Genomic DNA, 25,582 nt, shown 5'->3' on the forward strand with positions numbered 1-25,582 from the left:
TTAGTGTTAATATTTAATTTCTTTCAAATTTAGGCATTATACGGGGCAATAAAAAATATTAAAAATAATAAATTGCTATAGAATGATTGTTTGTTTTTATCTTGTAAACAAATAAAACAAAATGCCTAAAAAATCGCCGTTTACCATATATAATGCCTCTGCCGGAAGTGGCAAAACCTATACCCTTGTAAAAGAATATTTAAAGATTTTATTTAGCTCAAATAGCCCGTTTGAATTCAGGCGCATTTTGGCTATAACCTTTACCAATAAAGCGGTCGCCAAAATGAAAGAACGTATTGTTGATACGCTTAAAATTTTTTCCGATGAAAACATACTAACGGCAAACCACACTATGTTCCAATCCATTTGCGAAGAATTGGAAATAGCTCCTGAATCACTTCACGAAAAATCAGGCAAACTCCTCAATACCATTTTGCACAATTATGCCGCGTTCGATATTTCGACCATCGATGGGTTTACCCATAAAATTATCCGCACTTTTGCCCACGACCTCAAATTACCGTTGAATTTTGAAGTGGAACTGGATCAAGAGGCACTTTTGAATGAAGCAGTAGATAGCCTTATTGCCAAGGCCGGCACAAACGACGTCTTGACCCAAATTCTGGTAGATTTTGCCATTGAAAAGGCCGATGACGACAAAAGTTGGGACGTTACCATTGATTTTAATAAAATAGCTAAACTTTTGGTGAATGAAAACGACATTCCGTTTTTAGAAACTTTAAAGGACAAGACCCTAGCAGATTTCAATGCGTTAAAAAAGCAATTAAAGAGCGATATAAAACAGGCCGAAAATGCGATTACCGAAGCGGCTCAAAATGTGTTAACCACTATTGAAAACGCTGGCGTAGATTTTAAAGACTTCTCACGTGGCACCTTACCCAATCATTTTATAAAAGCGGCCAAGTTAGACTTCAACAGGCTATACGACAACAAGCTAGAAGAAAACATAGCCGAAGGGAAGAGCATTTACAACAAAACCCTAAACCCACAAACAGCCCAAACCATCGATTCTATTTTACCAGAAATTGAAGTTGCGTTTAAAACGGTAAAAAAGCGCGTGTTTAAACTAAAATTTTTACGAGCTTTTTACAAAAACATCACTCCAATTTCCGTGCTGAACGCCATAAACCAAGAGCTTATCGCCTTAAAGGAAGAGCAAAATAAAATGCTTATTTCAGAATTCAACAGCATTATTAATAACGAAATTAAGGCACAACCTACTCCTTTTATATACGAGCGCATTGGAGAAAAATTTAAGCACTATTTTATAGACGAATTCCAGGACACCTCGGTGGTACAATGGCAAAATTTGGTACCACTGCTTGGCAACTCCCTATCGGCCGAAAACGGCAGCACCATGTTGGTTGGCGATGCCAAACAAGCCATTTACCGGTGGCGTGGCGGTAAGGCCGAGCAATTTATTGACCTATTTAACGACGAGAACCCGTTTTACGTTGAAAAATCGGTAAGAAACCTCCCGGCCAACTTTAGAAGCTTTAAAGAGGTGGTGAGTTTTAACAACGGCCTTTTCAGTTTTTTGGCGCATCAAGTTTTTAATAATGACATGTATAGTCAGCTGTACAATCTCGCCCAACAAGACATCACCAAAACCAACGATGGTTATGTAGAATTAGAGTTTTTGGATCTCGCCAAAGATGACGACAGAGACGCTGAATACACCGAAAAAGTACTAGAAAAAATAAACACCTGCCTAAACAATGGTTATAACCTAGCAGATATTTGTGTGTTAGTACGAAAGAAAAAAGACGGCGTGGCGGTGGCCAATTATTTAAGCCAAAACAACATCCCCATTATATCCTCGGAGACCCTCCTTTTGAACAACGCTCCCGAAGTACAGTTTATCAACCATTTTTTAGGCTTATTGCTACAGCCCAAAAACAAAGAGATAAAAATTAAGGTGCTTCAATTTTTGGCCAAACATTTTAACGTTGAAGACCAGCACAACTTTTTTGAAGAAAATATAAACTTATCCGTTTCAGAACTAATGAAAAAACTGGAACCCTTTGATGTGTTTATAAAAGCCGAAGGCCTATTGCAACTACCTCTTTTCGATTTGGCCGAAACCATTGTTCGTCAATTTAATTTGGTGCAAAACAGCAATGCCTATATTCAATTCTATTTGGATGTTGTTTTGGATTTTACGCAGAAAAAAGGTTCTGACATTTCTGGATTTTTAGAGTATTTCGATAAGAAAAAAGACAACCTGAGCATCGTTTCTCCTTTGGGACAAAACGCGGTACAGATTATGACTATTCACAAATCGAAAGGTTTGGAATTTCCAGTAGTTATTTTTCCTTATGCGGATTTGGACATTTACCGCGAAAAAGAGCCTAAAGAATGGTTTGCCATCAACAAAGAGCAATATCAGGGTTTTACGCATACGCTGCTTAATTACAACAAGGATTTTGAATATTTTGGTGATGAAGGTCAACAGATTTACGACAAGCACCAAGCAGAACTGGAGTTGGATAACATCAATCTACTCTACGTAGCTTTAACCCGTGCTGCAGAGCAACTTTACATTGTTTCTGCAAAAGATATTTCAACAAAAGGCGAAGCTAACACCAAAAAATATTCAGGATTATTAATTAGCTACCTTCAGCATTTGTGTCTGTGGGAAGATTCAAAATTGATATATAGTTTTGGAAGCTCAAAAAAGGCCTCAACAACTTCCGAAGAAAAACAAACCAACACCCAATTGCAGGACGAATTCATTTCAACGGCAAAAGAGCAACACCATATAAAAGTAGTGATCAAATCGAGCTTTTTATGGGATACTGCACAAAAGGAAGCTATTGAAAGGGGGAATTTGATTCACGATATTATGGCCCAAATTAAAACCAAATCCGATATTGATTTTGTAATTGATGATTTTTTAGGCGCTTCCATTATTGATGATTTACAAGCTTCAGCGCTGAAAGAAACCGTTGTTCAAATTATCAACCATCCCATACTCAGCGACTATTTTGCCAAAACCTCCACCATTTATAACGAGCGGGACATTATTACTAAACAGGGTGTTATTCTTAGGCCAGATAAAGTCGCTGTAAACAAAAAAAACGAAGCCGTTATTATTGATTACAAAACGGGAGTCGAGGATAAAAAACACATACAACAGCTACAACTTTACCAAGACGTTTTGGAAGAAATGGGCATTGTCATCAAAAAGAGAATCTTGGTCTATATAAATGACGACATTAAAATAAAACAGGTTTAAATCTGTCAAAATAGCTGATATTATGGCCTGTTTCACAGAATTGTATTCGGGCAAATGCGCCATAACCTTGGCTAAAGCAAGTTATACTCTGAAAATAATCTAAATTGAATCTGAACTATCGACGAATGGTACATTTGTACTATTTTTTTTTATATTTGTCTTTGTTAATAACATTTAACAACTTACTTTTGTTCACAATTAACACTTAAAAATTAAACTTTTGAATATGAAAAATCTTAGCAGATTACTGTTCGCTATGTTGCTTGTACTTGGTTATAGCAACGCTAATGCGCAAGACGAAAACAATCCGTGGCAAATCAACATTGGAGTAAATGCTGTTGATGCTTTCCCTTCTGGTGACGGCGTACAAGGCAATGCTTACCTTGGTAGCGGGTTCGGTGATGAATTTTTTAACGCCAGCGACCACTGGAACATCTTACCTTCACTATCAACTATTTCGGTTTCGAAATACTTAAGCAGTGGATTTTCTTTTGGTATTACTGGTTCTTTAAATAAAATTGAAAACTGGGGAGACAAAGCTAACACTTTCCCAGAAGAAGTAAACAAAGTTGACGACTGGTCTTACTATGGTGTAGACGGTACTATTAAGTACAACTTTTTACAAGGAACAACTATCGACCCATTCGTTGGTGTAGGTGGTGGTTACACTTGGGTTGATGAAATTGGTGCTGGTACCGTAAACGGAACTTTAGGTGTAAACGTTTGGTTTAACGACAACATTGGTTTAACACTTCAAACTGCTTATAAGCACGCTTTTGAAGACTACTTACAAACTCATTTCCAACACAGTGCTGGTATCTCTATTAAATTTGGAGGAACAGACACAGATGGTGACGGTATCTACGACAAAGATGATGCTTGTCCAGACGTTGCTGGTTTAGAAGCTTTCAACGGTTGTCCTGATACTGACGGTGACGGTATTGAAGATAGCAAAGACGATTGTCCTAACGAAGCTGGTTTAGCTGAGCTTAACGGTTGCCCAGACCAAGATGGTGACGGTGTTGCCGATAACAAAGATAACTGCCCAACTGTAGCTGGTATAGCTGCTTTAGCTGGTTGTCCAGATGCTGACGGTGACGGTGTAACTGACGCTGACGACAAATGTCCTAACCAAGCTGGTCCTTCTGCAAACAACGGTTGCCCATGGCCAGATACTGATGGTGACGGCGTATTAGACAAAGATGATAAGTGCCCAGAAATTAAAGGTACTGTTGCAAACGCTGGTTGTCCTGAAGTAACTGCTGAAGTTCAAAAGCAACTTAACGAGTATGCTAAAACCATCTTGTTCGATACTGGAAAATCAACTATCAAATCTCAGTCTGCTGAAGTTTTATCAGACATCATAAAAATCTTAAACGAGTATCCTAACTCTAAGTTTACAGTTGAAGGTCACACTGATAGCGTTGGCAGCGAAAGCTTGAACCAAAGATTATCTGACGCTAGAGCTAACGCTGTAAAAGAGTACTTAGTTGAGAATGGTATCGACGCCTTCAGACTTTCTGCTCTTGGTTACGGAGAATCTAAACCAATCGATTCTAACAAAACTAGAGCTGGTAGAGCTAACAACAGACGTGTAGAAATTAACTTGGCTAAATAATTTACAGCCCAGATAATTTTCAAATAATAAGTAAAAAAACGCTTCGGAAATCCGAAGCGTTTTTTATTTTTATAACATGACGACTTTTATTTTTGATGTTCTAAAAGACCTAAAAAACAGCACACAATCTTTTTCCGAACTCACCTTCATTGTTCCCAGTAAACGCGCAGGGTTATTCTTAAAACATCAACTGCCGCAAGTTTTAAATCAAACTATTTTTTCACCAGAAATTATAAGCATTGAAGAATTTGTTGGGCAACTTTCCCAACTCAAAACCATCTCGAACACCGAATTGCTTTTTGAGTTTTACCACAGCTATTCACAGTTAACCAAACCCCAAAAACGCGATTCATTCGACACCTTTACCAAATGGGCGCAAATACTGCTGCAAGATTTTAACGAGATTGACCGTTACCTGATTCCACAGAAAAAGATTTTTAATTACTTAGGTGCTATCCAAGATTTAAATCATTGGTCGCTAGAGATTAACAAAACCGATTTCGTAAAAAACTATCTTTCGTTTTGGAACAAGCTTTACAGTTATTACGAACATTTTCATGAAGCTTTGTTGGCCAAAGGCTTGGGCTACCAAGGATTGGTTTACAGGGAAGCGGTTGAAAACCTGGAATCCTACATTCAAAACAATTCGAAAAAACAACATGTTTTTTTAGGGTTCAATGCACTGAACACTTCGGAATCTACCATCATTCAAGAATTGCTTCAAAATGAAATGGCAAAAGTATATTGGGATATTGATGCTGAATTTTTCAATAACAAAAACCACGATGCGGGATTATTTACTAGACAGTACAAAAACAACTGGAAACACTTTAAAACCCATCCGTTTAATTGGGTAACAAAGCATTATTCCGAAGAAAAAAACATATCGGTTTTTGGCATTCCTAAAAATATAGGCCAAGCCAAATACATCGGTTCAATCTTAAAAAAATTACAAGGTAACAATCCCTCGTTGCAAAATACTGCGGTAGTTTTGGGCGACGAAAACTTACTTGTCCCGGTGCTCAACTCCATTCCGCCAAACGTTGATGCGCTAAACATCACCATGGGGTTTCCGTTAAAATCCATTCCTTTGGCTACTTTGTTCGAATCACTATTCCTTTTACACAAACATTCACCAACAACGTTTTACTATAAAGATGTAGTTAAAATCATTTCGCATCAATTTATAAAACCATTGTTTTTTGTTGAAAACATAGATTACTCATCGATAATAGCCGAAACCATCGACCATAACAATTTAGTGTATTTAAAAAAGGAAAAACTCAACGAAATAGCTCCTAAAAGTGAAAATATTATCGATTTACTATTTTCAAAATGGGGAATGTCGGTTGAAAATACTTTAGAAAACTGCACTAATTTAATCCTACTTATAAAACAGCATTTAGACAAAAACAAAACCGCTAATTTACTTGCTCTGGAATATTTGTACCGATTCAGTACGCTTTTCAAGGAAATATCAAGATTAAATTCAGAGCATCCGTATATCGACAACGTGTCAACCCTGCACGGCATTTACAAAGAGCTTTTAAGTTCAGAAACTCTCGATTTTCAAGGTGAACCATTACAAGGTTTACAAATTATGGGGATGTTGGAATCGCGTGTTCTCGATTTTGAAACCGTTATCATTTCTTCGGTTAACGAAGGCATTCTTCCATCAGGAAAAACCCAAAATTCGTTCATTCCGTTTGATGTCAAATTAGAAAACCAGCTCCCAACTTACAAAGAAAAAGACGCCGTTTACACCTACCATTTTTATAGACTTTTACAGCGCGCTAAAAACATGTATATTTTATACAACACAGAGGCTGATGTGTTGACCGGCGGCGAAAAAAGTCGGTTTATCACGCAGCTGGAATTGGAGGGCAAACACCAAATCAACCACAAAATATTAGCGCCAAACGTGCCGGTAATCCCCGCAAAATTGGAATGCATCAAAAAAACACCCGACCTACAAAAGAAATTAATTGCATTAGCCGGAAAAGGATTTTCGCCCTCATCGCTCACCAATTACGTCAGGAATCCCATTGATTTTTACTTCCAAAGCATCCTAAAAATTCGTGAACACAACGATGTTGAAGAAACCGTGGCGGCCAACACTTTAGGAACAGTAGTTCATAATACTTTGGAAGATTTTTACAAACCGCTTACTGGAACGATTTTAACCATTGAAACTATAAAGCAACTCAAAACAAATATTGAAGAAAGAGTAACCTACCATTTTAAAAACGAATACAAACAAGGTGATATTTCAACCGGAAAAAACCTGATTATTTTTGAAATTGCCAAACGCTATGTGTCCAATTTTCTTAAATTAGAGATGCAAGCACTCAAAGCAGGAAATGAGATTAAAATATTAGCCATTGAAGCCGATAATAAAATAGAAATCCATATCCCTGAACTCGATTTTCCTATAAAATTAAAAGGAAAGGTAGATCGTGTGGATGAGTGCAACGGAACAATTAGGATTATTGACTACAAAACCGGAAAGGTAGAACAAAATCAAGTGGAAATTGTGGATTGGCAAGACATTACAACCGATTATAAAAAACACAGCAAAAGTTTCCAAGTGCTTTGTTATGCCTACATGATGCAAGCCTCACAAAATCTGAAGTTCCCTATTGAAGCGGGCATTATTTCGTTTAAAAACCTTAGTTCGGGGTTTTTAAAATTCGCCCAAAAAGAATCATCATCCAGCCGAAAGAAAGACAGCCTGATAACCCAAAATACGTTGTTGGACTTCGAAGCAGAACTTAAAAAGTTGATAATTGAAATTTGCAATCCGAACATCGATTTCATAGAAAAACAAGTTTAAAATGACCATTGAAAAAAACATTGTACTAGAAGGAAAACACGGCAAACCCATTTTGGCCGATGTCTTTTTTAAAGAAAACAACACGCCAAAACCCATTATCATTTTTTGCCACGGCTATAAAGGTTTTAAAGATTGGGGTGCGTGGAATTTAATGGCAAAAGCATTCGCAGCATCCGGTTTTTTCTTTATAAAATTCAATTTTTCGCATAATGGCGGCACAGTAGAGCAATCTATTGATTTCCCTGATTTGGAAGCCTTCGGAAACAATAATTACACTAAAGAATTGGATGATTTACAAACCGTTATAGAATGGGTTTCTAACGGTTTTCCATTTAAAAACGAAGCAAACACTGGCAATATTAACTTACTAGGCCATAGTAGAGCTGGCGGTATCGTAACGATTAAAGCCGAAGAAGACCACCGTATAAAACGGGTAATAAGTTTGGCTGGCGTTTCAGACTATGCCAATCGGGCGCCCATTTCAAGTGATGTCGAGCAATGGAAAAAAGATGGCGTGAAATATGTTGTAAACGGGCGCACCAAACAAAACATGCCCCATTATTACCAATTTTACGAAGATTATAAAAACAATGAAGAACGACTAACTATTAAACGCGCAGTTTCAAAATTGAATATTCCATTTTTAATTATCCATGGTAATGAAGACCCGACAGTTCTAGTGAGCGAAGCCCACAATCTTAAACGTTGGAAACCCGATAGCACGCTTAAAATCATTGAAGGTGCCGACCATGTTTTTGGAGCCTCGCACCCTTACGAAAAAGACCAACTGCCAAACCACCTGAATGAGGCCATAGAAGAAGCTATTTCATTTTTGAAAGTTATTGAATGACAGCCTAACACCGCTTGCGATTTACTGTTGAAAATTACACAGCACTACATTCAATCTGTCCACAAAAGTTAGTTACATAAACAAAAAAAGCTCCCAAATACTTGGAAGCTTTTCTGTGGAGAAGAGCGGACTCGAACCGCCGACCTCTTGACTGCCAGTCAAGCGCTCTAGCCAACTGAGCTACATCCCCATTACTGTTGTTCACCTCAAAATCATGCTGCATGGACAATCATAATTTTGAACGGCAAATATATACAATTATCCACATAGCTACACATAATGCTGTAAATTATTTCGCCTACCCAATAAAAATTAAAATATTCTACTTCCTAAAAAGGGTAAAACACAAATTTAAAATACCTTTGAGCCCGAAAATCCTCAGTATGAGCATCGATATTAGTTTAAAGCACATCAACAAGTTGGCTATTCCGGCATTAATTGCAGGAGTGGCCGAACCTATTTTATCGATGACCGATGCCGCCATTGTGGGGCATATTGAATTTAACGCCACCGAATCGTTAGCCGCAGTGGGTATTGTTTCCACATTTTTATCCATGCTCATTTGGGTCTTGGGGCAAACCCGAAGTGCCATTTCGTCGTTAGTTTCGCAATACCTAGGCGCTAACAAATTAGGGCAAATCAAAGATTTACCCGCTCAGGCCATTTTCATAATCACCTCATTAAGTTTGTTGATTATTGCTACTACCTACCCATTCGCCCAATACATTTTTAAACTGTATAATGCTTCTGGGTTAATTTTAGATTACACCGTGTTATATTACAAAATTAGGGTACTCGGGTTTCCGTTCACTTTGTTTACAATAGCTGTTTTTGGGGCTTTCCGTGGATTGCAAAACACCTACCACCCCATGATTATTGCCATAATTGGAGCGGCTGTAAATATTGTATTGGACGTCATTTTGGTCTATGGTATCGATGGCTATATTGCTCCACTAAATCTTGAGGGTGCGGCTTATGCTAGTGTGATTGCCCAAATGCTTATGGCAGGCTTATCGGCTTACTTTTTATTGAAAAAAACCACTATTCCTTTAAAAGTGGAGTTGCCTTTCAATCCAGAAATGAGACGTTTTATTTTTATGATTCTCAATTTATTTGTGCGTACCGTAGCCCTAAATGTCACTTTATATTTTGCCAGTTCGTTTGCTACTGGTTACGGTGCCAATTACATTGCCGCTTATACCATTGCCATAAATTTATGGTTTTTCGGAGCCTTTGTTGTTGATGGTTATGCTGGTGCTGGAAACATTCTTTCCGGAAAACTTTATGGTGCCGAAGCCTACAGCACATTAATTGCACTAAGTAACAAACTCATTAAATACGGATTGATTATCGGTGTCATTCTGGCTGTTATTGGCGCTGTTTTATACTATCCCATTGGACGCGTTTTCACTAAAGAACCCGAAGTTTTAGAAGCATTTTACAGCATATTTTGGATTATATTGGCCATGCAGCCACTGTGTACTTTAGCCTTTATTCTCGACGGTATGTTTAAGGGTCTCGGAAAAATGGAATACCTGCGTAATGTGTTGCTATTTTCAACCTTTATCGTGTTTATCCCCATCCTTTTTGCACTCGATGGGTTGGGTTATAAACTACATGCCATTTTTATGGCCATGACCTTTTGGATGCTGGCACGAGGCATTCCACTAATTGTAAAATTCAGAAAGACTTTTTTACCATTGTCTGAAAAACAATAACTTTACCACCCTAAAAAACAAAACCATGGGAAACAGACTTTTTCTAATTTTAGCTATAGTGCTAATCATCATCTATTTTTATAACCGATACCGAGGCCGCCGATAGTTTATCGGGTTTTTAACCAACCCGTAATACTTAAACGCGCTGTGTTTACGGGCCTCACTTCGTGTTCAATAATTTGGCTTTCAAAAATTACAATTCGCCCCGGAAACGGATAGATTACCTTTTCCATTTCTTCGCCGTTTTCGTTTAAATACAACACCAATTCACCGCCATTTTCCGGCAACCAATCTTCTTCGTTTAAATAGCAAACCAACGAGAGTTTTCGTCTGTCATCATTTTGAAATGTATCGATATGCCTTTTATAAAATGTCCCTTTGGGGTAAAGCGCATAATGGAACTCCTTTTGTAAAATACCCAAAAAACAAGTGCGATTTAGGTAATCCACCAAATGGTTTATTCTGTTAAAAAACAATTGCTCTACCGTATTGGCTTTGCGTTCATCCATCCAAAGAATAAAATCGCCACGAATGGATTTTTCAATGGTTTCATTTACGCGGTTACCAATGGCCGCCTTTTTAAAAGCATCGGCTTGGTGCTTTTCTTGAAGCATTTGCCTTAATAAGGCAACCTCATCTTGAATGAAGAAATTTTCAACAATACTGTATTGCTGTTTCCCAATATCAGCAATCAATTGCTCGTAAACTGGGTTTTCTTCAAAACCTACAGATTCAAAAAGTGGGTTCATTTAGTTAAAATCAAAACGGTATCTATTTAAAATTGAACAACTTAAACACTTTTAAATCTCGATTATCGAGTAAAAAGCGCGCAAATGTAATGTAAAAATCAATTGCTCGTACAAAATCAATATATTTGCAGCATAATTTTTAATCACCCATGGGGAACAACATTCGCATCACCAAAAAATTCGATTTTGAAACCGCCCACGCCCTTTACGGCTACGACGGAAAATGCAAAAACATACACGGCCATAGCTACAAACTTTTTGTTACTGTTATTGGAAAACCTATAACCGACAAATCGAACGTGAAGTACGGTATGGTTATCGATTTTGGCGACCTCAAAAAAATTGTAAAAGAAGAAATTGTAAACGTTTTCGACCACGCCACGGTGTTCAACAAAAACACTCCGCACGTAGAGCTGGCAAAAGATCTTGAAGCCCTTGGACACAATATTTTGTTGGTCGATTACCAACCCACCAGCGAAATGATGGTGCTCGATTTTGCAAAAAAAATAAGCAAGCGGCTGCCCAAACAAATCATGCTGCACAGCTTAAAACTTCAAGAAACCGAAACCGCATTTGCCGAATGGTTCGCATACGATAACAATTAGGGCGTTACCTTTCAGGTCGGGCTTTACGCGCTACACGGTAGCTTGCTTCAATCCCTAACGCAGTTGTGTGCCTGGAGCTAGGCTTATCCTATGGTTTTTTTGCACCACAAAAATAGAAGTATGGGATTCCAGCCTTCAAAGGAATTAACTTATATTTACGGCATGCAAATCCAAAAAGGAAAAAAAATATATTTCGCCTCCGATAACCACTTGGGCGCACCAACGGCCGAAGCCTCCCGCCCGCGCGAAAAAAAATTCGTGGCTTGGCTGGACGAGGTAAAGCACGATGCCGCCGCTATTTTTCTACTGGGCGATATGTTCGATTTTTGGATGGAATTTAAAACCGTAGTGCCGCGTGGCTTTACACGAACCCTCGGCAAACTCGCTGAAATTAGCGATTCGGGCATTCCTATTTACTATTTTGTGGGCAACCACGACCTCTGGATGAACGGCTATTTTGAGGAAGAACTGAATATTCCCGTATTCCACAAACCCAAAGAATTCACCTTTAACAACAAAACCTTTTTTATTGGTCACGGCGATGGTTTAGGGCCGGGCGACAAAGGCTATAAACGCATGAAAAAGGTATTTACCAACCCGTTTTGCAAATGGTTGTTCCGTTGGCTGCATCCCGATTTGGGCGTGCGCATGGCACAGTACCTTTCGGTAAAAAACAAGATGATTTCAGGCGATGAAGACGCCCAATTTTTGGGTGAGGACAATGAGTGGCTGGTGCAATACTGTAAGCGCAAATTAGAGGGCAAACACCGTGATTACTTCGTGTTTGGCCACCGTCATTTACCTTTGAACATTGACCTTAACGAACGTTCAAAATACATCAACTTGGGCGATTGGATATCATATTTTACTTATGGCGTTTTTGATGGGGAAACCTTGGAGTTAAAGGAGTATTAAGTCAAGACTATTTCCCTTCAATGGCCTCGATTTCTTTAGTCAAATCCAAATTCCTGAGCGTATGATTTTTGGCTCCAATAGTGGTAACGGTAATTAAAGTCATAGTCCCACCAAAAATCACTGCGGCCACAGGGCCAATTAATTTGGCTGCGAGTCCGCTTTCAAAAGCGCCCAATTCATTTGAAGACCCCACAAACATTGAATTTACCGCCGATACCCGCCCACGCATATCATCGGGGGTTTTTAGCTGTAAAATGGTTTGCCTAATTACCATGGAAACCCCATCGGTTGCGCCACTTAAAAACAGTGCCACAACACTTACCCAAAAGCTATTCGACAGCCCAAAAGCTATAATGCAGAGTCCGAAACCGAAAATAGTAGCCAGCAGTTTTTTTCCTGCATTTCTACTTATCGGCATGTAAGTGGTCATAAACATGCTAAAGATACTTCCCAATGAAATGGAGGCATTTAAAATGCCAAAACCCTTCGAACCGACTTCCAAAATATCTTGAGCAAAAACAGACAATAGCGCTACCGTTCCTCCAAATAAAACCGCAATCATATCTAAAGTCAAGGCACCTAAAATGGCTTTATCGCTAAACACAAAGCGTACACCCACTTTCAAACTTTCTTTTACCGGCTCTCCAATTTTCGGATTTAAAATGGGTTTTTTCTTGATTAAAAACGTAAGTCCGAAAGAAATACTCACCAAAATAAATATTAAACATAATGTTTTGGGAACTCCCATCCAATGGATAGAAAAACCACCCAAAAGTGCTCCTAAAACGGCCGCTGCTTTCCAAGTACTGGTGCTCCATGTGGCGGCGTTGGGATATATTTTCTTCGGGACAATGAGCGCCACCAACGAAAAAATAGTGGGGCCGAAAAACGAACGTAGAAACCCTCCAAAAAACACTAGTGCATAAATGGCGTATAAGATGGACTGGGTATTCCAATCGCCAACAATTTTGTCAGAAGTCAGTAAAAAAAGGCCTAAGCTCATCAATGAAAATGCCGCTATGCAAAGCGCCAACAGATCCCGTTTTTCCTTTTGATCCACAATGTGTCCGGCAAACAGTGCCATAGTAAACGCAGGGATGATTTCCATCAACCCAATCAAACCTAAATACAGTGGGTCTTTGGTAAGACTATACACTTCCCATTCAATCACTATAAATTGCATGGACCAACCAAATACCAATACAAAACGTACCAATAAAAAAATATTGAACTCCTTAATTCGTAATGCCGCATAAGGGTCTGTTCTTGCCATAAAACAACAATTAAGGTTTAATATCCCTAAGATTCAATTGCAAACTCACATTGCCGCGCCATTCGTTTTCATCAATGGAATACACCGCTTTAAACGGCTTTCCTTCAGAAATAATTTCGAATTTATCGCCCATACTAAACCCAATGCCTACAAATCGGTCTGGTGAGGTAGGTTGTGTGGCGGTTAACCTTAAATGGGTTTTGTCTTCGCCCACGCACTTTCCGTAACCTGTGTCTATTAAGTTATCGGACATAAAAACAGGTGTCATGTTATTCGGGCCGTAGGGGGCAAATTGTTTTAAAATCCTGTAAAATTTGGGCGTAATATTCTTTAAATCGATTTGGGCATCAATTTTAATTTCGGGCGTCAATAAGTTCCTGTCTATGGTTTTTGAAACTACCTCTTCAAAGGCCTGCTTAAAGGCTTCATAGTTTTTTTCTTCGAGCGTTAAACCCGCTGCATATTTATGTCCGCCAAATTGCTCGATATGCTCTTTACAGGCTTCCAAGGCATTGTAAACATCGAATCCCCTAACCGAGCGTGCAGAAGCGGCCAATTTATTGCCACTTTTGGTAAATACTAAAGTTGGGCGATAGTACGTTTCGGTTAACCGCGAAGCCACAATGCCAATAACACCTTTATGCCATTGGGGATGGTAAACCACAGTAGTTAGCCTATCTTGCTCGTTATTTTCTTCAATCTGTTGGAGTGCTTCCTCAGTAATTTGTTTATCGGTTTCGCGACGTTCTAAATTATAATTATTGATTTCTTCGGCGTATTTGGCCGCCAAATCGTCTTCTTCTTCCGCCAATAGCGTTACGGCATAATTACCATGTTCCATCCGCCCAGCGGCATTGATTCTTGGTGCCACAACAAACACCACATCGGTGATGGTCAGCTCGGTTTTTTCAACCTGATTTAAAATGGCTTTTATGCCGGGACGTGGATTGGTATTGATAACCAACAACCCAAAATAAGCCAACACGCGGTTTTCCCCATCAATGGGAACGATATCCGCACCAATGGCCGTGGCCACCAAATCGAGATACTCAGTTAAATCGGCCGCCGTTTTTCCCTCTTTTGAAGACAAAGCCTGGACGAGCTTAAAACCAACGCCACAACCACACAATTCTTTGTACGGGTAATTACAATCTTCTCGTTTGGGATCTAAAACCGCAACGGCATCGGGAATTTCGTCTCCCGGACGGTGGTGATCACAAATAATAAAATCGATTCCCAACGATTTGGCATGTGCTACTTTTTCAACCGATTTAATACCACAATCGAGCGCTATTATTAACGTAAAATCATTTTCCAAAGCAAAGTTGATGCCTTTATAAGAGACTCCGTAACCTTCGTCGTACCGGTTCGGGATATAAGTATAAACCAAATTGTGCCTTGTTTTTAGGTAGGTGGACATAAGTGCCACCGCTGTAGTGCCATCCACATCGTAGTCGCCGTACACCAAAATATTTTCGTTATTGGCAAAAGCCTTTTCTATTCGGGCTACAGCCTTATCCATATCTTTCATCAAGAACGGATCGTGCAAGTGCTTCAATTTGGGCCTAAAAAAACGTTTGGCTTCCTCGAAGGTTTCAACGCCACGTTGTAATAGCAAAGTCGCAATGTGTTCGTCAACCTGAAGCGCCTTTTGCAAGGTCTTTACTTTTTTAGGTTCCGGTTGTGGTTTTATGGTCCAGCGCATAAAAATAGCTTAACTACTCGGTAGGGAAAAAATCGACTTTATCGTAATGAAAATGGGTTTGAACATCCAATTCTGAAAACTTGCGGAACATTTCCATAACACCACAATATTTTTCAATGGACAAATCGACAGCGCGTTGTAATTTCTTTTCGCTTAAATTTTCGCCGTAAAAATGAAAATGCATCGCTACTTTATCGTAATACTTGGGATGCTCTTCGGTTAGATTGGCTTCAATTTCAATATTGAATTCATCCACCTCTAATTTCATTTTCTTGATTAAAGCTGCAACATCCAACCCAGAACAACCGGCCAAACCAGAAAGCATCAATGCTTTGGGGCGGTAGCCTTCGCCTTTTCCGCCATTTTCTTCTCCGGCATCAATAAATAAATGGTGCCCCGATGGATTTGTACTTTCAAACCGCATTTCGCCTAACCACTTTGTAGAAACTTTAACTGACATTGCTTTAAACTATTTTTTGTTACTTGTAGTTGTCAAAAATACTACAAAATTCACAACTATGCCTTTAGTAACGCCTTTATCTGCAAATCATGATTTGGAAACCAAAAAATTAGCCGAATTTTTTAATGAAACCTTAGGCTTTTGTCCCAATTCGGTACTTACCATGCAACACCGACCTGCGATAAGCAAAGCGTTTATAAATTTAAATAAAGCTGTTATGGCCAATGAAGGGCGGGTTACCTCTGCACTAAAACGCATGATGGCTTGGGTAAGCAGCAATGCCGCTAGCTGCCGTTATTGCCAAGCGCATGCTATTCGTGCCGCCGAACGCTACAGAGCCAAACCAGAACAGCTTGATAATATTTGGGACTACCGCACCCACCCTGCCTTTAGTGAAGCAGAACGCGCCGCCTTAGATTTTAGTTTGGCGGCCAGCCAGGTGCCCAATGCTGTTGATGAAGATTTAAAAAAGCGTTTACATCAATATTGGGACGATGGCGAAATTGTGGAAATTCTTGGGGTGATTTCGCTATTTGGGTATTTAAACCGCTGGAACGACAGCATGGCGACCACCATTGAAGATGGCGCTGTTGAAAGTGGGGAAAAGTATTTGGGCAAACATGGTTGGGAACGGGGGAAGCATGGCTAATATACTATTCCTGTGAAGACAGGAATCTCATTATTTTTATCTTTTATGTGTTTTTTTGTTGCCACTAATATAGAAATAGTTTAAATTTAAACCTTACAAATCCTGTGTGAAAACACTTCATATAATGCCAAAAAAGTTCGTTTTAATTTCCACATTAGTCTCTTTATTTGTCCTGAGTTGCAAGAAAGATCAACAAACCGACAACAACAACTTTAAGCTAGTTGAACGAAACTCCTATTTTGTAGACTCGTATAACAATATAAGCATATACAGAAGCAATGAAGACCGTAAACCTTTAAACGGTTATTACATAGTTGGCGATAAATTTAAAAAGTGGGAAGAATTTAATGTAAAAAATGGCATACTCAATGGCACATACATTGTTTTCCACAGTAACGGAGAGATTTTTTCCCAATCTAATTATTTAAACGGAAAATTGCATGGTGAGGAGAAAAAATATGACCTTGCTGGGCACCTATCTAAAGTAAACACTTATAAACATGGTGTTCTCTACGGAAAAAGCATTTCTTATTTTGATAATGGCAACATTAAATCGGAATCTAAAATAAAGGACGAAAAAGTAATTGAATCTGTATCATTCGACTTAATAGGCAATATTGAATCCCAAATGTTTATAAAGGAAGGCCGTAGCATCACCCAAACCATAAAAAACGGAAAAGTGTTTTCTGAACAAATCTCTTCAAATTATGATGACTTTGAAGCCGTTAAGTTTTACAACCCTGATGGTTCACTAAAAATGTTCTTGAGAATGTTGGAGGATGGTGATACCGCATATTTAATTGAACTCGACAAAAATAACGAGGAGATGAAACGAATAAATCTAAAAGAAAATCCGCAAGAAATATTTAAATATCAAGAATACTTAAAGGCATTCTAAATGAGTTTCTTTACCACCTCTTGCAATCGTGGCAACACCTCAACTTCAAACCACGGATTTTTAGCCAACCAAAACCGATTTCTTGGAGACGGATGCGGTAGCGGTAGATATTTGGGCAAGTAGTCGTTATAATTTTTAACCGTTTCGGTGAGCGTTTTTTTAGCTGCTTTTCCCAAATAGTAGTTTTGGGCGTACATGCCTATTAAAAGCACAAGCTCCACTTGACTCATCCCGTCAAACAACTTTTGGTGCCACTGTGGCGCGCATTCGGGACGTGGAGGCAAATCGCCGCTTTTTCCTTTTCCTGGATAACAAAACCCCATGGGGATTATGGCAAAATTTTCAGGATTGTAAAACACCTCTGGAATAACATCTAGCCATTTTCGCAATTGTTTGCCACTGGCATCATCCCACGGAATACCAGATGCATGTACCTTGGTGCCGGGGGCTTGCCCCACAATAACAATTTTTGAATTTGGGTGCGCTGAAACAACAGGTCGCGGGCCAAGTGGCAGATCCGCTTCGCAAATGGTACATTGTTTTATATTTTCAAGCAACTGTTGCATTGAATATTGCCGCTCACAGAACCCACTTTTGGGGAGATACTCAAACGGCACGTTTACTTTGCTTTTAATGGCTCGCCTTCAAACGACACTCCATCAAAACCCGTTTTCATAAAATTACGAATATTTTGGTGGCCATTACCGTTGGGATCGTTCAATACCTCATCGAAATAAAACTGACCGAAACAAGCCAAAGTTTCTTCTTTTGATAAGTCCTGTAGCTTTGCAAAAGCCAACAATTTGCACGACCCAGAGTTTTCACCTGCTTTATTTTCTAAATCTCCATTTTTAAATGCTGTGGGTGTAAATTCGTAGTTTGCTTCAATTACATCCATCGTTTCAGAAAACACTATGGATTCTGGTGTGGTTTTTAGTTTATCTTTAAAAGTTTCAATAGTCATTTTTTAATTTTATTTATTCGTTCCAGCCACCACAATAACAATTTCGCCTTTGGGTGGTTTTTGGGTATAATATTCTAATACTTCACGGGCTGTTCCACGGATGGTTTCTTCGTACAATTTGGTCAATTCGCGAGACACCGACAATTGTCGGTCATCACCAAAATACTCACAAAAATGCCCCAGAGTTTTCACTAATTTATGCGGACTTTCATAAAAAATCATGGTTCGCGGCTCTTGTGCCAAAAGCAGCAATCGGGTTTGGCGACCTTTTTTTACGGGTAAAAAACCTTCGAATACAAATTTATCGTTGGGCAGCCCAGAATTGACCAAAGCAGGCACAAAAGCCGTTGCTCCGGGTAAACATTCCACTTCAATATTATTCTCGATACAGGCGCGCGAAAGCAAAAAACCAGGGTCGGAAATTGCCGGCGTACCCGCATCACTAATTAATGCTACGGTCCTTCCACCTTTTATTTTCTGAACAATGGCATCAACGGTTTTATGTTCGTTGTGCATGTGATGCGACTGCATGGGGGTTGAAATCTCGAAATGCTTTAGGAGTTTTCCCGAGGTCCGGGTATCTTCAGCCAGAATTAAATCGGCTGTTTTCAAAACGTCTATGGCGCGAAAGGTGATGTCTTTTAAATTACCTATGGGTGTAGGCACGATGTAGAGTTTACTCATGGGTTAGTTAAACTTGGCTGCGATAATTTCCATAAAACGCGCTTCAAACTCCTCTTTATCCTTCCAATTGTTGTAATCGGGTTTTACCATGGTTTCAATAAAATTCTTGGCATTGGCAAAGGTTTGAAAGGTGTTTAATTGCGAAATAACGCGAATATAATCTTCATTTTGTCCATCAAAAAGGTGCTTTATAAACGCTATTTTGTCATTCAGCCCAATGTTGAATCCACCAATTTTCAATTTATCGTTCAATGATTTTTTTTCATTTGGCACACCGTTTTGGCTGCTCGTCACAGGCTCGAATATGGGAGTTTCATCAAAGCCGGCTGTAATATCGTCCAAGCTGTATTGTGGTTTTGGCGGTTCGGGCCTAGTGTCTTTAACAACAGGTTCTTGTTCCTCATCATCATCCGGCATAAAAGCCACCATATCTTTTATTTTATTCATAACGGGCTCCATAATGGCCTCGTTTTCATTTTCATCTAAATTGACATAAATCTTATCCTCAACCTCAATATTATCACTTATTTTATTGTTGAAAGCTTTATCCAACATTCCAAAAAAGGAAGTGTCGCTACCTATGGTTGGGAGATCTTCTCCAAAATGGTCGTGGGCAAATTTTAAAACCGATAATTTTTCATAAAGCAAGGACACTTCGGTATGCATTTTAAGCACATCTTCCTTTCCTTTTAACTTAAGAACTCGGTGTGCAATGGCTATAAGTTCAGCCTCTATCTTCTTCTTCATGGTTTAAAACTTTAAAAAATTATGCTCGGTAGGCTTTTGTTTTTTCCTAAATTTACGCCACCTTTATGCAAACGAATAGTCGCTTTGTTTTAGTGCTAAAATTACGAAATGTTTCTCGAAAATACGGTAAATCATAAAGAACAATTTGGTTGGATTGAAGTCATCTGTGGTTCAATGTTTTCGGGAAAAACCGAAGAACTCATCAGAAGATTGAAGCGTGCCCAATTTGCCCGCCAAAAAGTAGAAATCTTTAAACCGGCTTTAGATGTGCGCTACGATGAAGACATGGTAGTATCGCACGATGCCAACGAAATACGCTCAACGCCCGTTCCTGCTGCCGCCAATATTCCTATTTTGGCCGATGGATGCGATGTGGTAGGCATTGATGAAGCCCAGTTTTTTGACGAAGAGATTGTTAGAATTTGCAACGATTTAGCTAACAAAGGTGTTCGGGTTATAGTGGCCGGACTTGATATGGACTTTAAAGGCAACCCCTTTGGCCCCATGCCCAATTTAATGGCCACGGCCGAATATGTTACCAAAGTGCACGCCGTTTGTACCCGTACCGGAAATTTGGCGCAATACAGCTACCGAAAATCAAAAAGCGACAATTTGGTACTTTTGGGCGAAGTGGAAGAATACGAACCATTGAGCAGAGCGGCTTACTACAAGGCCATGCTGCGCGACAAAGTACGGAACATGAAGGTTAATGATGCCGAAGAAATAATAAACAAACCCAAAGACCCCAATGCCTAAAGCACAACAAACGGTGCTAGAAATTAACCTAAAGGCACTTTCGCAAAACTTAAAACATTTACAATCTAAACTACAGCCCAATACCAAATTTATGGCCGTAGTTAAGGCTTTTGCATACGGCAACGACCCTTGTGAAATTGCGCACTTTTTAGAAAATCTAAATGTAGATTATTTTGCTGTAGCCTATACTAACGAAGGGGTTGCTTTACGAGAATCTGGAATCACCAAACCTATTTTGGTGCTTCATCCGCAAACCGTAAATTTTAAGGAACTCATTGAGCACTGTTTGGAACCCGCCCTTTACAACAACAAAATATTAGATGAGTTTTTAGAAGTCGCTTCCGCGGAAAAACTGAATCATTACCCCGTCCATATCAAATTCAACACCGGATTGAATCGATTGGGTTTCAGTGAAAACGACGTAAATAGTATTGCTTCAAAATTAAAAAATACCGAAGCTGTAAAGGTTGAATCCATTTTTTCACATTTAGCCGCCAGTGAAGATTTAAATGAAAAAGCCTTCACCCAAAACCAAATTGAGCGTTTTAATAATATCTCAAACCGTTTTACGGAAGCCATTGGTTACCAGCCCATCCTTCACATGTGCAATACTTCGGGCATTTTAAACTATCCGGAAGCACATTTCGATATGGTGAGAAGCGGTATTGGCTTGTACGGTTTTGGAAATTCCGAAAAGGAAAATCAATTCTTAAAACCCATTGGCACATTAAAAACTGTTATTTCGCAAATACACCAAATTGAAAAAGGCGAAAGTGTGGGTTACAACAGAGGTTTTATAAGCAATAAATTAACCAAAACAGCTACACTGCCTATTGGCCACGCCGATGGCATTGGCAGGCAATACGGAAAAGGCAAAGGCTACGTAACCATCAACAACCAAAAAGCGTACATAGTTGGTAACGTTTGTATGGATATGATTATGGTGGATGTTTCAAACATTGATTGCCAAGAGGGCGATGAGGTTGTTGTATTCAATGGAGAAACCACCGCCGAAAATTTGGCCGACACGGCAAACACGATTTCCTATGAGCTTATAACTTCTATTTCGCAACGTATCAAGCGCGTTTTCATTTCATAAAAAATTATTAAATGTTAATTTTTTTTAGTTAATTTGAGTAACACTAATTGAAAATTTTACATTATGCTTAAAGAGTTTAAGGAATTTGCAATGAAGGGCAACCTTGTAGACATTGCAGTAGGTTTTGTAATGGGTGCCGCTTTTAAAGAAGTGGTTTCTTCATTTACCGGAGGTATTGTTTCACCGCTTATTGGCTTGGTATTCCAGTCCGATTTCAAAGATTTAAAATATGTGCTAAAAGAAGGTACACTAAATGATGCCGGAGAAACCGTTGGTGAAGTTGCTGTGTTGTGGGGATCGTTCCTAACCAACGTTATCGATTTTATTATTGTAGCATTCGTGATGTTCATGCTTGTAAAAGGCGTTAACAAAATGAAGAAGAAAGAAGAGCCAGCTCCTGAAGCTCCAAAAGGCCCAACTCAAGAAGAGTTACTAGGTGAAATTAGAGATTTGTTAAAAAAATAACAATCTGTTAATAATACAACAACCTGTTATTTGTTGTTAAAAAGCCCTCGTTTTTTAAAAATGAGGGCTTTTTTTAGATTTTAAAATGGAATTAATACTTAGTTTTGTCTCCACAAATTTTTAAAAAAGTATAAAAATGAAAGTAGCTGTTGTTGGTGCCACTGGTATGGTTGGCGAAGTGATGCTAAAAGTTCTTGCAGAACGTAATTTTCCTGTTACCGAATTAATTCCCGTAGCGTCTGAGCGCTCTGTTGGAAAAACAATAACCTACAAAAACAATGATTATAAAGTAGTTGGATTGGAAACTGCCGTTTCCATGCGACCAGATATCGCTTTGTTTTCTGCGGGCGGAGGCACTTCGTTAGAGTGGGCTCCTAAATTTGCTGAAGCTGGCACAACTGTGGTTGACAATTCTTCAGCTTGGAGAATGGATCCGACAAAAAAATTGGTAGTTCCTGAAATCAATGCCAGCGAATTAACCAAAGACGATAAAATTATAGCCAACCCAAACTGTTCTACTATTCAGTTGGTTATGGCTTTAAATCCGTTACATAAAAAATATAAAATGAAGCGTGTGGTAGTTTCTACTTACCAATCGGTTTCTGGTACTGGTGTAAAAGCCGTTCGCCAATTAGAAAATGAAATTGCAGGAGTAGAAGGCGAAATGGCTTATCCTTATCCAATAGGACGAAATGCTTTGCCACACTGCGATGTGTTTGAAGAAAACGGATACACCAAAGAAGAAATGAAATTGGCCCGCGAGCCACAAAAAATTATGAACGACCGCTCGTTCTCTGTTTCGGCCACAGCCGTGCGCATCCCAACTTCTGGTGGGCACTCAGAATCGGTAAACGTAGAGTTTGAAAATGATTTTGATTTGGCCGATGTTCGTAAATTATTGAGCGAAACTCCTGGCGTTGTAGTACAGGATGATACTGCCAATAACTCATACCCTATGCCCATTTTCGCGCACGACAAAGATGAAGTTTTTGTTGGAAGAATTCGTCGCGACGAATCACAAGCTAACACATTAAACATGTGGATTGTTGCCGACAACCTTCGCAAAGGTGCCGCAACAAACACGGTTCAAATTGCTGAATATTTAATCGAAAACAAGTTAGTGTAAATCAATCTTTTAAAAGATTGTTAAAAGCCTCCTTTTGTAAAGGGGGCTTTTTTAATTTAGCAAAAACACTTACTTTAATGAGAAAACTACTTTTTTCGTGCCTATGCCTCGTTCTAATCGCTTCCTGCAAAAACCAATTAAAAACCCAAACTAGCATAACAGTGAACTACCCAGAAACCAAAACCGAAGACACCACCGACCATTATTTTGGCGTGCCCATAAAAGACCCTTACCGCTGGCTGGAAGATGACATGAGCACCGAAACCGCACAATGGGTTAAAGCGCAAAACAACACTACTTTTGGTTACCTTAACCAAATAACCTTTAAAGACGATATTAAAAAACGGCTGTCGTCCTTATGGAATTATGAAAAAATAGGCGCCCCCTTCAAAGAAGGTGCGTACACCTATTTTTATAAAAACAACGGACTACAAAACCAAAATGTACTTTACAGAAAAGACGAAAATAACACCGAAGAAGTTTTTATCGACCCCAATACCTTCTCTGATGATGGTACCATATCTTTAGACGATGTAAGCTTCTCTAAAGATGGTGAACTCATGGCCTACTCTATTTCTGAAGGCGGAAGCGACTGGCGAAAAATTATCGTACTAAATACCGAAACCAAAGCCATTATTGAAGACACATTAGTTGATATCAAGTTCAGCCAAATTTCATGGTATAAAAACGAAGGGTTTTACTATTCCAGTTACGACAAACCCAAAGGCAGCCAACTCTCTGCCAAAACCGACCAACACAAAGTTTATTTCCACAAAATAGGCACACCCCAGGCGCAAGACCAATTAATTTATGGGGGCTCTCCCGAACAAAAGCATCGATATATTTACGCCAACGTTACCATCGACGATAAATATCTGGTAATCACACCGCGGATTTCCACCTCTGGAAACAAACTGCTTATAAAAAACTTATCTAACGAAAACAATCCTTTAATCCCCGTTTTAACCGACACCAACAGCAGCACAACCGTTATAAGCAGCCAAAACGACGACATTTTCCTGCTTACTAATTTAAACGCACCCAATAAAAAGGTTGTAAAATTAAGCCTCGACAACCCAGCGCCAGAGCACTGGGAAGACGTTATTCCCGAAACCGAAAACGTCCTATCCATATCCACCTCCGGTAAATATCTCATCGCCGAATATATGGTTGATGCCATATCGCAGGTAAAACAGTATGATTACAACGGAAACCTAATCCGGTCTATAGACCTTCCAGGCATTGGAAATGCCAATAATTTCGGAAGCAAAAAAGAAGACACCTTCGATTATTTTTCATTTACAAACTACTATACACCATCCAGTATCTACAAATTAAACCTTGAAACTGGTGAAACAACGCTGTACTGGAAGCCTTCTATTGCATTTAACCCTGAAGATTACGAAAGTAAACAAGTGTTTTACACCTCAAAAGATGGCACTAAAGTTCCGATGATTATCACCCATAAAAAAGGCATAACTCTAAATGGAACCAACCCAACCATCCTTTACGGGTACGGTGGCTTCAACGTGAGCTTAAACCCAGCCTTTAGTGTGGGCATGGCCGTTTGGATGGAGCAGGGCGGCATATATGCAGTACCCAATTTACGGGGCGGTGGCGAATACGGCAGAAAATGGCACGATGCCGGCACTAAAATGCAAAAACAAAATGTGTTTGACGATTTTATCGCTGCCGCGGAATACCTGATTGAAAACAACTATACGTCCTCTAAATATTTGGCATTACGAGGTGGCTCTAATGGCGGACTGCTGGTTGGTGCCGTTATGACCCAACGTCCAGATTTAGCACAAGTGGCACTGCCTGCCGTGGGCGTATTAGATATGTTACGTTACCACACCTTTACCGCCGGAGCAGGATGGGCCTATGATTACGGCACAGCCGAAGACAGCAAAGCCATGTTTGAATACTTAAAAGGCTACTCACCGCTGCACAACGTTAAAAGCGGCACTGAGTATCCAGCAACCTTAATTACCACCGCAGACCATGACGACCGTGTCGTGCCCGCACACAGCTTTAAGTTTGCTGCCGAACTTCAGAGCAAACAATCTGGAGACAACCCTGTTTTGATACGGATTGAAACCGATGCTGGACATGGCGCCGGAACTCCCGTAAGCAAAATAATTGAACAATACGCCGATATGTTTGCTTTTACATGGTTTAATATGTCCTTAACCGTTTAAACTTCAAT

22 protein-coding genes and 1 tRNA gene are annotated in these 25,582 nt (G+C 39.4%); 14 read left to right on the top strand and 9 right to left on the bottom strand.

The annotated features are described in order from the left end of the window. The first annotated feature begins 121 nt into the window (after window positions 1-121). The 4 genes from HC176_RS00175 (at window position 122) to HC176_RS00190 (ending at window position 8,560) form a co-directional block, all read left to right on the top strand. Window positions 122-3,259: a UvrD-helicase domain-containing protein gene (locus HC176_RS00175; protein WP_167916161.1), complete on the top strand. Its 3,138-nt coding sequence runs from the start codon at window positions 122-124 to the stop codon at window positions 3,257-3,259. 226 nt (window positions 3,260-3,485) lie between these two features. Further along, window positions 3,486-4,877, top strand: coding sequence for an OmpA family protein (locus HC176_RS00180; protein ID WP_167916162.1), 1,392 nt, complete (start codon window positions 3,486-3,488; stop codon window positions 4,875-4,877). A 76-nt stretch (window positions 4,878-4,953) separates the two neighbouring features. Further along, window positions 4,954-7,710 carry a PD-(D/E)XK nuclease family protein gene (locus HC176_RS00185; RefSeq protein WP_167916163.1) on the top strand — a complete coding sequence of 919 codons (2,757 nt, stop codon included), beginning with the start codon at window positions 4,954-4,956 and terminating at the stop codon, window positions 7,708-7,710. 1 nt (window position 7,711) lies between these two features. After that, a complete protein-coding gene (locus HC176_RS00190; RefSeq protein ID WP_167916164.1) occupies window positions 7,712-8,560 on the top strand; it encodes an alpha/beta hydrolase family protein in 849 nt (282 codons plus the stop codon). Window positions 8,561-8,676: 116 nt separating this feature from the next. On the opposite strand, the gene HC176_RS00195 is transcribed toward HC176_RS00190, so the two are convergent. Further along, window positions 8,677-8,750: transfer RNA gene (locus HC176_RS00195), tRNA-Ala, on the bottom strand. Between the two features lie 193 nt (window positions 8,751-8,943). Here HC176_RS00195 and HC176_RS00200 point away from each other — a divergent pair. Beyond that, a complete protein-coding gene (locus HC176_RS00200; RefSeq protein ID WP_167916165.1) occupies window positions 8,944-10,278 on the top strand; it encodes an MATE family efflux transporter in 1,335 nt (444 codons plus the stop codon). 107 nt (window positions 10,279-10,385) lie between these two features. Here the strand turns inward: HC176_RS00200 and HC176_RS00205 are convergent, their stop codons facing one another. Further along, window positions 10,386-11,027: a 2OG-Fe(II) oxygenase gene (locus tag HC176_RS00205; RefSeq protein ID WP_167916166.1), complete on the bottom strand. Its 642-nt coding sequence runs from the start codon at window positions 11,025-11,027 to the stop codon at window positions 10,386-10,388. 149 nt (window positions 11,028-11,176) lie between these two features. On the opposite strand from HC176_RS00205, the gene HC176_RS00210 reads away from it, so the two are divergent. After that, window positions 11,177-11,632, top strand: coding sequence for a 6-pyruvoyl trahydropterin synthase family protein (locus tag HC176_RS00210; protein ID WP_167916167.1), 456 nt, complete (start codon window positions 11,177-11,179; stop codon window positions 11,630-11,632). A 162-nt stretch (window positions 11,633-11,794) separates the two neighbouring features. Beyond that, complete coding sequence (locus HC176_RS00215; RefSeq protein WP_167916416.1) at window positions 11,795-12,547, top strand: UDP-2,3-diacylglucosamine diphosphatase; 753 nt, start codon at window positions 11,795-11,797, stop codon at window positions 12,545-12,547. 7 nt (window positions 12,548-12,554) lie between these two features. On the opposite strand, the gene HC176_RS00220 is transcribed toward HC176_RS00215, so the two are convergent. The 3 genes from HC176_RS00220 to HC176_RS00230 are packed head-to-tail and all read right to left on the bottom strand — an operon-like array spanning window position 12,555 to window position 15,985. Continuing rightward, window positions 12,555-13,820, bottom strand: a complete 1,266-nt coding sequence (locus HC176_RS00220) for an MFS transporter (RefSeq protein ID WP_167916168.1) — start codon at window positions 13,818-13,820, stop codon at window positions 12,555-12,557. A 10-nt stretch (window positions 13,821-13,830) separates the two neighbouring features. Further along, window positions 13,831-15,525 carry a single-stranded-DNA-specific exonuclease RecJ gene (gene recJ / locus HC176_RS00225; protein WP_167916169.1) on the bottom strand — a complete coding sequence of 565 codons (1,695 nt, stop codon included), beginning with the start codon at window positions 15,523-15,525 and terminating at the stop codon, window positions 13,831-13,833. 13 nt (window positions 15,526-15,538) lie between these two features. Next, on the bottom strand, window positions 15,539-15,985 hold the full coding sequence (locus tag HC176_RS00230) for an OsmC family protein (protein WP_167916170.1): 447 nt from the start codon (window positions 15,983-15,985) through the stop codon (window positions 15,539-15,541). Between the two features lie 58 nt (window positions 15,986-16,043). Here HC176_RS00230 and HC176_RS00235 point away from each other — a divergent pair, with 58 nt between their 5' ends. Beyond that, window positions 16,044-16,634 carry a carboxymuconolactone decarboxylase family protein gene (locus HC176_RS00235; protein ID WP_167916171.1) on the top strand — a complete coding sequence of 197 codons (591 nt, stop codon included), beginning with the start codon at window positions 16,044-16,046 and terminating at the stop codon, window positions 16,632-16,634. A gap of 124 nt (window positions 16,635-16,758) precedes the next feature. Then, window positions 16,759-17,532: a toxin-antitoxin system YwqK family antitoxin gene (locus HC176_RS00240; RefSeq protein ID WP_167916172.1), complete on the top strand. Its 774-nt coding sequence runs from the start codon at window positions 16,759-16,761 to the stop codon at window positions 17,530-17,532. Here HC176_RS00240 and HC176_RS00245 read toward each other — a convergent pair. The 4 genes from HC176_RS00245 to HC176_RS00260 are packed head-to-tail and all read right to left on the bottom strand — an operon-like array spanning window position 17,529 to window position 19,927. Next, complete coding sequence (locus HC176_RS00245) at window positions 17,529-18,098, bottom strand: uracil-DNA glycosylase family protein (RefSeq protein WP_167916173.1); 570 nt, start codon at window positions 18,096-18,098, stop codon at window positions 17,529-17,531. The genes HC176_RS00240 and HC176_RS00245 overlap by 4 nt on opposite strands. Before the next feature lie 53 nt (window positions 18,099-18,151). After that, window positions 18,152-18,496 carry a HopJ type III effector protein gene (locus HC176_RS00250; protein ID WP_167916174.1) on the bottom strand — a complete coding sequence of 115 codons (345 nt, stop codon included), beginning with the start codon at window positions 18,494-18,496 and terminating at the stop codon, window positions 18,152-18,154. Between the two features lie 9 nt (window positions 18,497-18,505). Beyond that, a complete protein-coding gene (rsmI, locus tag HC176_RS00255; protein ID WP_167916175.1) occupies window positions 18,506-19,180 on the bottom strand; it encodes a 16S rRNA (cytidine(1402)-2'-O)-methyltransferase in 675 nt (224 codons plus the stop codon). 3 nt (window positions 19,181-19,183) lie between these two features. Next, complete coding sequence (locus HC176_RS00260; RefSeq protein WP_167916176.1) at window positions 19,184-19,927, bottom strand: hypothetical protein; 744 nt, start codon at window positions 19,925-19,927, stop codon at window positions 19,184-19,186. Window positions 19,928-20,035: 108 nt separating this feature from the next. Here HC176_RS00260 and HC176_RS00265 point away from each other — a divergent pair, with 108 nt between their 5' ends. The 5 genes from HC176_RS00265 (at window position 20,036) to HC176_RS00285 (ending at window position 25,574) form a co-directional block, all read left to right on the top strand. Continuing rightward, window positions 20,036-20,683: a thymidine kinase gene (locus HC176_RS00265; protein WP_167916177.1), complete on the top strand. Its 648-nt coding sequence runs from the start codon at window positions 20,036-20,038 to the stop codon at window positions 20,681-20,683. Then, window positions 20,676-21,782 (top strand): alanine racemase, encoded by a 1,107-nt coding sequence (gene alr, locus HC176_RS00270; protein ID WP_167916178.1) that lies wholly within the window; start codon window positions 20,676-20,678, stop codon window positions 21,780-21,782. Before HC176_RS00265 ends, alr begins: the two co-directional genes overlap by 8 nt. A gap of 63 nt (window positions 21,783-21,845) precedes the next feature. Further along, entirely contained in the window at window positions 21,846-22,247 is a 402-nt protein-coding gene (mscL, locus tag HC176_RS00275) for a large-conductance mechanosensitive channel protein MscL (RefSeq protein ID WP_167916179.1), read from the top strand. 136 nt (window positions 22,248-22,383) lie between these two features. Then, the gene (locus HC176_RS00280; protein ID WP_167916180.1) at window positions 22,384-23,373 is read left to right on the top strand and encodes an aspartate-semialdehyde dehydrogenase; all 990 of its coding nucleotides are present in this window, start codon (window positions 22,384-22,386) and stop codon (window positions 23,371-23,373) included. A 77-nt stretch (window positions 23,374-23,450) separates the two neighbouring features. Continuing rightward, window positions 23,451-25,574 (top strand): prolyl oligopeptidase family serine peptidase, encoded by a 2,124-nt coding sequence (locus tag HC176_RS00285; protein WP_167916181.1) that lies wholly within the window; start codon window positions 23,451-23,453, stop codon window positions 25,572-25,574. Window positions 25,575-25,582 lie beyond the last annotated feature (8 nt).

The organism is Tamlana crocina (assembly GCF_012037625.1).

Coding starts and splice junctions, on each gene's coding strand:
- HC176_RS00265 (WP_167916177.1), top strand. CDS start 20,036: ATGTTTCTCGAAAATACGGTAAATCATAAAGAACAATTTGGTTGGATT.
- HC176_RS00235 (WP_167916171.1), top strand. CDS start 16,044: ATGCCTTTAGTAACGCCTTTATCTGCAAATCATGATTTGGAAACCAAA.
- HC176_RS00210 (WP_167916167.1), top strand. CDS start 11,177: ATGGGGAACAACATTCGCATCACCAAAAAATTCGATTTTGAAACCGCC.
- alr (WP_167916178.1), top strand. CDS start 20,676: ATGCCTAAAGCACAACAAACGGTGCTAGAAATTAACCTAAAGGCACTT.
- HC176_RS00240 (WP_167916172.1), top strand. CDS start 16,759: ATGCCAAAAAAGTTCGTTTTAATTTCCACATTAGTCTCTTTATTTGTC.
- HC176_RS00280 (WP_167916180.1), top strand. CDS start 22,384: ATGAAAGTAGCTGTTGTTGGTGCCACTGGTATGGTTGGCGAAGTGATG.
- HC176_RS00200 (WP_167916165.1), top strand. CDS start 8,944: ATGAGCATCGATATTAGTTTAAAGCACATCAACAAGTTGGCTATTCCG.
- HC176_RS00285 (WP_167916181.1), top strand. CDS start 23,451: ATGAGAAAACTACTTTTTTCGTGCCTATGCCTCGTTCTAATCGCTTCC.
- HC176_RS00215 (WP_167916416.1), top strand. CDS start 11,795: ATGCAAATCCAAAAAGGAAAAAAAATATATTTCGCCTCCGATAACCAC.
- HC176_RS00230 (WP_167916170.1), bottom strand. CDS start 15,985: ATGTCAGTTAAAGTTTCTACAAAGTGGTTAGGCGAAATGCGGTTTGAA.
- HC176_RS00205 (WP_167916166.1), bottom strand. CDS start 11,027: ATGAACCCACTTTTTGAATCTGTAGGTTTTGAAGAAAACCCAGTTTAC.
- recJ (WP_167916169.1), bottom strand. CDS start 15,525: ATGCGCTGGACCATAAAACCACAACCGGAACCTAAAAAAGTAAAGACC.
- HC176_RS00185 (WP_167916163.1), top strand. CDS start 4,954: ATGACGACTTTTATTTTTGATGTTCTAAAAGACCTAAAAAACAGCACA.
- HC176_RS00175 (WP_167916161.1), top strand. CDS start 122: ATGCCTAAAAAATCGCCGTTTACCATATATAATGCCTCTGCCGGAAGT.
- HC176_RS00180 (WP_167916162.1), top strand. CDS start 3,486: ATGAAAAATCTTAGCAGATTACTGTTCGCTATGTTGCTTGTACTTGGT.
- rsmI (WP_167916175.1), bottom strand. CDS start 19,180: ATGAGTAAACTCTACATCGTGCCTACACCCATAGGTAATTTAAAAGAC.
- HC176_RS00190 (WP_167916164.1), top strand. CDS start 7,712: ATGACCATTGAAAAAAACATTGTACTAGAAGGAAAACACGGCAAACCC.
- HC176_RS00245 (WP_167916173.1), bottom strand. CDS start 18,098: ATGCAACAGTTGCTTGAAAATATAAAACAATGTACCATTTGCGAAGCG.
- HC176_RS00220 (WP_167916168.1), bottom strand. CDS start 13,820: ATGGCAAGAACAGACCCTTATGCGGCATTACGAATTAAGGAGTTCAAT.
- mscL (WP_167916179.1), top strand. CDS start 21,846: ATGCTTAAAGAGTTTAAGGAATTTGCAATGAAGGGCAACCTTGTAGAC.
- HC176_RS00250 (WP_167916174.1), bottom strand. CDS start 18,496: ATGACTATTGAAACTTTTAAAGATAAACTAAAAACCACACCAGAATCC.
- HC176_RS00260 (WP_167916176.1), bottom strand. CDS start 19,927: ATGAAGAAGAAGATAGAGGCTGAACTTATAGCCATTGCACACCGAGTT.